The organism is Streptomyces albipurpureus (genome assembly GCF_023701525.1).
GTDB classification, from domain to species: domain Bacteria; phylum Actinomycetota; class Actinomycetes; order Streptomycetales; family Streptomycetaceae; genus Streptomyces; species Streptomyces albipurpureus.
Window position 1 is genome coordinate 1 of the sequence record NZ_JAMQAW010000065.1, and the last position, 6,578, is coordinate 6,578.

At 68.6% G+C, this 6,578-nt stretch carries 6 protein-coding genes; 4 read left to right on the forward strand and 2 right to left on the reverse strand.

Annotated elements, in window-relative coordinates; all coding sequences use genetic code 11:
* Nucleotides 1–386: aldehyde dehydrogenase family protein (locus NBG84_RS33925; RefSeq protein WP_250923522.1), on the reverse strand; the 386-nt coding region annotated here is incomplete at its 3' end.
* A 713-nt stretch (nucleotides 387–1,099) separates the two neighbouring features.
* Between NBG84_RS33925 and NBG84_RS33930 the strand changes: the two genes are divergently transcribed.
* The 4 genes from NBG84_RS33930 to NBG84_RS33945 all read left to right on the forward strand — a co-directional run bounded on the left by NBG84_RS33930 (nucleotide 1,100) and on the right by NBG84_RS33945 (nucleotide 4,796).
* Nucleotides 1,100–2,041 (forward strand): alpha/beta hydrolase, encoded by a 942-nt coding sequence (locus NBG84_RS33930; protein WP_250923523.1) that lies wholly within the window; start codon nucleotides 1,100–1,102, stop codon nucleotides 2,039–2,041.
* A 120-nt stretch (nucleotides 2,042–2,161) separates the two neighbouring features.
* Nucleotides 2,162–3,814, forward strand: coding sequence for a flavin-containing monooxygenase (locus tag NBG84_RS33935; protein ID WP_250923524.1), 1,653 nt, complete (start codon nucleotides 2,162–2,164; stop codon nucleotides 3,812–3,814).
* Between the two features lie 323 nt (nucleotides 3,815–4,137).
* On the forward strand, nucleotides 4,138–4,407 hold the full coding sequence (locus tag NBG84_RS33940; protein ID WP_250923525.1) for a YciI family protein: 270 nt from the start codon (nucleotides 4,138–4,140) through the stop codon (nucleotides 4,405–4,407).
* A 251-nt stretch (nucleotides 4,408–4,658) separates the two neighbouring features.
* Nucleotides 4,659–4,796 (forward strand): hypothetical protein, encoded by a 138-nt coding sequence (locus NBG84_RS33945; protein ID WP_250923526.1) that lies wholly within the window; start codon nucleotides 4,659–4,661, stop codon nucleotides 4,794–4,796.
* A gap of 20 nt (nucleotides 4,797–4,816) precedes the next feature.
* On the opposite strand, the gene NBG84_RS33950 is transcribed toward NBG84_RS33945, so the two are convergent.
* The gene (locus tag NBG84_RS33950; RefSeq protein WP_250923527.1) at nucleotides 4,817–5,941 is read right to left on the reverse strand and encodes a class II histone deacetylase; all 1,125 of its coding nucleotides are present in this window, start codon (nucleotides 5,939–5,941) and stop codon (nucleotides 4,817–4,819) included.
* Nucleotides 5,942–6,578: the final 637 nt, after the last annotated feature.

Genomic DNA, 6,578 nt, shown 5'->3' on the forward strand with positions numbered 1-6,578 from the left:
TCCCACACCGTCGTCGCGGCGGCGGCCAGGCTGGCGGCGAGTACCGCGACCGGTCCCATCGTCTGGGCGCGCAACGAGTAGTCGATGGGGGAGCCGTTCTGGAGGGTGATCAGCTCGGCCATCTCCTGTCGGCGGGCGAGGAAGCCGTCCTTGATCCGGGTGACGACCTCGATGCGTTCGGCGGGGGTCATCCGGGGCCAGGGGCCGTGGTCGAACGCCTCGCGGGCGGCGGCCACCGCCTTGTCCACATCGGCTGCCATCGCGTGGGGCACCCGGGCGACGACCTGCTCGGTGACGGGTGAGACCACCTCGATCACCTGGTCACCGGCCGGTTCCACCCACGCTCCGCCGATGAACAACTTGTCGTGAACCACGATCTGGGACATGTCGTAACTCCTGGGGATTGAGGCATCGGGACAGGGCCGGGCAGCACTGAGGGGTGCTGCGACCGGGCCGGTCCGGCAGCCCGAGGAGGCGAAGTACGGGCCCGCCGTACGGCGACGGTGCCCTGAGTGGGATCTGCCCCGCCGCCGACGGGTTCCCAGTCCTGGGCTCACCCCTCCTTCGACCTCGTCGGGCAGGGCCTATTGGCCTGATTTCGACTGCCCACACCGTATCGACCGTCCGTACGGTTAGCAATAGGATGGGCGAGGGTCGATGGCGGGGCCATCGACTCCACGACGGTCCCGCCCGAAGTCGGGTCCGTTGTGCGCCGTCAGCTGCCGAAGGGGAGAATTATGCCCTCTCACCTGCGACAGCATAGGAATCAAGGGATGTCGGCAAGCGGGCGGGGGCAAGGCGCGTCAGGCCCGAAGCCGCTCCTTCATGTGGCTCGCGGCATCCTTCGGGCTGTGTCCGAAGGAGGGGAGCGCTCGATCAACCGGGGGTCGAAAGGGGTTGACAGTCGGTGCCACCGGCTGAAAAGTAGAGGGCCAGCCCGCTACCAGGACATGACGGTCTTACTGGTGAAAGACGGCTGCATGCGCCGCAGTTGCTGACACTCCCATTCCGGCGATCACCGCCAGGCGACTACGCAATCGACAGTTCGGGCTCACAGGCGACTTCGTTGCCAACGCCGCCCGCGGCAAGGAGATCGTTCATGACCCTCGACACGGCGACTTCGGAACTTCTGGCCCGGCTCGCGGACCAGCCGGACAGAAAGCCGATCCACCAGAGCACCCCCGAGGCCGCCCGCGCCCAGAACGCGGTGTTGCGGCAGCTCTACCCGCCGGGCCCGGAGATGGTCCGGGTGGAGGACCACCGCATCGGTGACGGAGACGCACACTTCGACGTCAGGCTGCTGATACCCAACACCTCACCAGCTGCCGTGCTCGTGTACTACCACGGGGGCGGCTGGGTGATCGGTGACCTGCCGGGCTTTGACACCCTCGGTCGCATCCTCGCCCACCGAACCGGCTGCGCAGTGGTCCTGGTCGACTACCGGCTGGCGCCCGAACACCGCTACCCAGCCGCCGCCGAGGACGCCTGGACGGCCCTGCGCTGGGTCGATGAGAACCTCCACCACATCGCCGGACGGCGCGTACCCCTGATGGTCGCGGGCGACAGCGCCGGTGGAAACCTGGCCGCCGTGACCACCCTGCGCGCCAGGGACGCCGGTGGACCCGACATAGCCCTCCAACTCCTGGTGTATCCCGTCACCGACTACAACCCGGACACCGCCTCATATCGCGATCCCGGCAACCAACTCCTGCTCAGCCGGGCCTCCATGGAGTGGTTCTGGGACCACTACGCCCCCGACAAGGCCGACCGCACCCGCCCCGACGCCGCCCCCCTGCGCGCCGACGACCTCTCCGGGCTGCCGCCCACCGAGGTCCTCACCGCCGAACACGACGTCCTGCGTGACGAAGGCGAGGCCTACGCCGCCCGGCTGGTTGAGGCCGAAGTCCCCACCGGTCTGCGCCGATTCAGCGGTCAGATGCACGGCTTCTTCACCTTGCCCGGACTACTGCCCGGCAGCGCGGCCGGAATCGACCATTTCGCCGAGGCCATCACCAAACGGCTGGCCGAGCTCTCACACTGATCCGCCCACGCCTCGTCGGTATCGAGGCCGGCCGCCCCGCACGGTATCCGCCGCTGCCTCCACGGCGACCACATCGCGCCCGCACAGGACCGCCCTCACGGGCCAGAAGGAGAAGCAAGCATGTCCACAACGCCCCAGCACACTTCGGGCGCCACCCCGTCCGTCACCACCGACTTCGATGTGATCGTTGTGGGCGCGGGCTTCGGTGGCCTCTATATGCTGCACCGACTGCGCGGCCTGGGCCTGAAGACCGTTGTGCTGGAAGCGGGCGACGGGGTCGGGGGCACCTGGTACTGGAACCGCTATCCCGGTGCGCGCTGCGATGTGGAGAGCAAGTTCTACTCCTACTCCTTCGACGAAGAACTCCAGCAGGAGTGGGAGTGGAGCGAGCGCTACGCCTCCCAGCCCGAGATCCTGCGCTATCTGGAGCATGTCGCCGACCGGTTCGACCTGCTGCGGGACATCAGGCTCGGCACTCGCGTCACCGCCGCGCACCTCCAGGAGGACGAAGGTGTGTGGAGCGTAGGCACCGACACCGGCGAGGAGTTGACCAGCCGGTACTGCGTCATGGCCACCGGTAGCCTGTCGGTGGGCAAGGACCTGGAATTCGAGGGCCTGGAGGACTTCGAAGGCGCCTGCTACCGCACCAGCCGCTGGCCGCACGAAGGCGTCGACTTCACCGGCAAGCGGGTGGCCATCATCGGCACCGGCTCCTCCGGTGTGCAGTCCATACCTGCCATCGCCCAACAGGCCGCCCAGGTGACGGTCCTTCAGCGCACCGCGGGCTTCACCCTTCCCGCACACAACCGTCCGCTGACCGCGGACGATCACAACAGTGTCAAGGCCGACTATCCGGCGCTGCGCCAAGCCTCCCGTACGTCCGCGTTGGGGATACCCGCGAGCGAGCCGCCCACCCTCTCCGCGCTCGAAGCCAGCCCCGAGGATCGAACGGCACGCTATCAAGAGCGTTGGGACGAGGGCGCAATCGCCCGGCTGAGCAGTGCCTTCACCGATCTCACCACGGATATGGAGGCCAATGCCACCGCGGTGGCATTCATCCACTCCAAGATCCGTGAGATCGTCAAAGATCCGGCCACCGCCGAAAAGCTCCTGCCGCGCGACTACCCCTTCGGTGCCAAACGCACCTGCTTCGACACCGGCTACTACGCCGCCTTCAACCGTGACAACGTCGAACTCGTGGACGTCCGGGCCACACCGATCACCCGTGTCACCGCCAAGGGCGTGGCGACGACGGAGACGGAGTACCCCGTCGACGCCCTTGTCTTCGCCACCGGTTTCGACGCCATGACCGGCGCTCTGCTCTCCATGGACATCCGGGGTCGAGCCGGGCTCCCCCTGCGCGACAAATGGGCAGCGGGCCCCCGTACCTACCTTGGCCTCGGCATCCAGGGATTCCCCAATCTGTTTCTCATCGCGGGTCCAGGCAGCCCCTCCGTACTGAGCAATGTGGTTGCCTCGATCGAACAGCATGTGGAGTGGATCAGTGAGTGCCTCGATGCCCTGCGCGGGCGCGGGGCGACCGCGATAGAGGCGACCGAGGAAGCCGAGAACACCTGGGTGGACCATGTGAACGCGGTGAGTGCCGGCAGCCTCTTCATGCGAGCAGACTCCTGGTATCTGGGAGCCAACGTGCCCGGAAAACCTCGGGTGTTCATGCCGTACGCGGGCGGAGTCGGAACCTACCGCAAGGCCTGCGACAAGGTCGCGGCCAACGGCTATGAGGGCTTCGACATCACCGCGGCCCGGGACTGACGAGCTGACACTCCCTTCGCAGAGGGGAGTGGGTCGTACTCCTGGCGGACGGGTCCTGCTTCAGCCGGGTGATACCCCTGGGGAGGACGTTCCCCAGGTTTTGGAGACTGCGATGGCGGTGTCTCCATCGGCGACGCCTGTTGGGGGTTGGTCGGGACTCCGGCGGTTGACCTGCCGCGGGCAGGGTGGGCACGCAGCCGCCGGGGCAGGCTCCTGCCCCGTCGGACCGGCGGCGGAGCCATCATCGGGCTGGGCACCAGAGCGGTGCCGCAGGAAGTAGCCCACGGCTGGCGAAGTACCTGGTCTCGTACCCCGGTGAGGCCATGGTCTTCCCCGAGGAGGACTTCGAGGCGGTTGTCGAGGCCTCGCATGCTGTTGTCGACGAGGCCAAGGCGGCGGGCGTGTGGGTCTTCGGCGGCGGGCTCGATGAGGACGGAGAACCGGTGATCGTGGCAGGTCACGGCACCGTCACTGAGGGCACGCACCCCGGCCGCAAGGTTCCCAACGGCGGCTGCACCGTTCTTGAGCCGCCCTCACGGGAGGCGGCACTCGAACGGGCCGCGAAGACCGCCGTCGCCTGCCGCTGCTCGTAGGAGGTCCGGCAGTTCCGGTACGACCCGGCCAGTTGACCAGGGCAACCTCAGCCAGAGTCGGGGCGTGCGTCGCGCGCCCACGAGGAAAGGCGTCGCCCGCTCAGGTGACGAGTTCCGCGGTGTCGTGCCGTGGTGTCAGCAGGCCCACCCTGACGTCCGGGACCGCTGCGGCCTCGCGGGCGTGCCCTGCCCCGCGTAGGCCCCCAGTTCCCCAGGGCGGGCCTGTCGTCGGAGCGAATCGTGTACAGGCGATGGCTGTTGGCGCTCAGAGCGAGGTCCTGGACCCCGACGGCCAACCCGACCTTCGTGGGGGCGCCGAATTCGAGCGCGCTACGGTCGTTCGGTCGCTGGGGCTCGCCCTACGGCTCGGCTCGTGGGTCGAGCCGTAGGCGGTGCGCCGCTGTCGCTTTCAGTTCGTGCGCGGTTCTCGCGGCACGGTGAGCTGGAGGCGCTCGGCGATGCCCTCGGCCGCCCCGAGGATCGTGTCCTGCACCGGGGTGAGGGGGTGTTGGGGTGAGTTCGCCCACGTTCCGTCGAAGGGGTCGCCGACCCCTGTGTCATGTCCCGAGAGTGCTTCCAGGACGGCGAGGCCGCAGAAGGGGGTGTACACGGGTGAGTAGCCGCCCTCGTGGGACATGACCAGACGTCCGGAGCAGATCTCCCGCGCCGCCTGGACGAGTTGCTCGGTCATGGAGCGGTATCCGGCGCAGGTGACGCTCATGCGGCCGAGGGGGTCGTAGGCGCTGGCGTCGAATCCGCTGGCCACCATGATGAGCTCGGGAGCGAAGCGATGGAGTGCGGGGACGACGACGCGTCGTACCGCCTCGGTGTAGGCGTCGTTGCCGCACCCCGCGGGCAGGGGGATGTTGAGTGCTGTTCCGGCCGTGCCGTGGTCCTCCATCGCGCCGGTGTCCCGGGGGAACAACCGTTCCTGGTGGATCGAGATCGTCAGGACGTCGGTGTCGTCCTCGAAGATGTCCTGGGTGCCGTTGCCGTGGTGCACGTCGTAGTCGACGACCGCCACCCGTCGGATCCCGTGGTTGGCGCGGGCCCATTCGGCGGCTACTGCGATGTTCGCGAAGACGCAGAAACCCATACCGTGGTCACGGACGGCGTGATGGCCCGGCGGGCGTACCAGCGCGTACGCGTTCTCGGCCCGGCCGGTGAGGACGGCCTCCGTCGCGGCGATGGTGCCGCCCGCCGAGAGCAGCGCGATCTCGTACCCGCCGGGCCCGAACGGCGACCGGCCGTCGCCCGCGTCGCCTCTGCCGGAGGCACTGGCGGCCTTGATCCGTTCCAGATGAGCGCGGGAGTGGACCCGTAGGATGTCGGTTTCGGTGGCAGGGCGGGCGGGGACCCTGAGCAACTGGTCCAGCATGCCGGAGACTTCGATCAGACCCGCGAGTCGGGCCTTGCTCTCCGGGCTCTCGAAGTTGGGGAAGGGCTGGAGGTAGCCGCCCGCGTGCGAGTTCGCTGCGAAGGCGCCGGTGTCGTGCCATGCGTACCGTTCGTGCCATACATAGCCGGTGGACATGTGTTCTCCTCGTGAGGGTTCGGGTTCTCCGCGCAGGGCGACGGAGCCGGGATCGGAAGGCGCGAGCGGGGTGGGTGCAGCGGGGCCGGGCCACCCCGGGCGGACGGGTCAGTGGCCGGATGTACCGGTCGGGTCGCCAGGTCGGGTGCGCTCCCTGCCGCGCGGGTGTTGTGAGCTTGGCGGCCGGTCTGATGCCGTGTCAGGAGAGGAGCCCGGGCGGAGACCGTGAGCGGTACCCGCGAGAGACCGGCCAGCGGGCCTGATGGTGTGCGCTCGGGCGGACCGGGTCCCACAGCGCTGGCGGTGTTCGTCGCGGGAGGGCCCGACAGCCGGGCCGAGCAGCACGTGGTCAGTCAGTGCTGCGGCGATGGGGGATGCCGGTTGAGGACAGGGGAGTTGTCCGGGCTGGGAGGGGCGCGTAGCAGATTGCCTGCGCCGGGGCCGTGCCCCCGGTGCCGGGGTTGGCGGCAGCGGGGTTGTTCTCCGCACTCACGAGTGACGGCCGCGAGGCGTATTCTGCCCTGGTCCGCCGGCCTTCACCGCTGCGCGTGAGTACGGGTGTTCCTGGCTATGGGTCAGGCCTGGGCCGGGGTGGGGAGGGTGATGGTTTTGTTTTCGAGGTAGGCGGAGAGTCCTT

Coding starts and splice junctions, on each gene's coding strand:
- NBG84_RS33930 (WP_250923523.1), top strand. CDS start 1,100: ATGACCCTCGACACGGCGACTTCGGAACTTCTGGCCCGGCTCGCGGAC.
- NBG84_RS33935 (WP_250923524.1), top strand. CDS start 2,162: ATGTCCACAACGCCCCAGCACACTTCGGGCGCCACCCCGTCCGTCACC.
- NBG84_RS33940 (WP_250923525.1), top strand. CDS start 4,138: ATGGTCTTCCCCGAGGAGGACTTCGAGGCGGTTGTCGAGGCCTCGCAT.
- NBG84_RS33945 (WP_250923526.1), top strand. CDS start 4,659: ATGGCTGTTGGCGCTCAGAGCGAGGTCCTGGACCCCGACGGCCAACCC.
- NBG84_RS33950 (WP_250923527.1), bottom strand. CDS start 5,941: ATGTCCACCGGCTATGTATGGCACGAACGGTACGCATGGCACGACACC.